Genomic DNA, 277 nt, shown 5'->3' on the forward strand with positions numbered 1-277 from the left:
CTGCTGAAGAGCCAGGGGATCCATCCCGAGACGATCACAACCGATAAGTTGGCTTCCTATCGTTCGGCATTGAAAAAGCTGGGGATTTTGAAGGTTCATCAACCTGGCGGGATGCGCCAGAACAATCGGGCTGAGAACAGTCACCTGCCGATCCGAAGGCGCGAGCGAAAGCAGCAGCGGTTCAAATCACAGGGTTCCGCCCAGCGCTTTCTCTCCGCCCACGGTCCCATCTACAACCTGTTCAACACCCAACAACACCTCATCAGCCGCCCAACGC

1 protein-coding gene is annotated in these 277 nt (G+C 56.7%); it reads left to right on the forward strand.

Features of this window, described 5'->3' with window-relative positions; translation table 11 throughout:
* Positions 1-277: DDE-type integrase/transposase/recombinase (locus C1X29_RS28390; protein WP_158247912.1), on the forward strand; the 277-nt coding region annotated here is incomplete at both ends.

This window comes from Pseudomonas sp. GW456-12-10-14-LB2, assembly GCF_002884345.1.
Classification (GTDB): Bacteria; Pseudomonadota; Gammaproteobacteria; order Pseudomonadales; family Pseudomonadaceae; genus Aquipseudomonas; species Aquipseudomonas paraglycinae.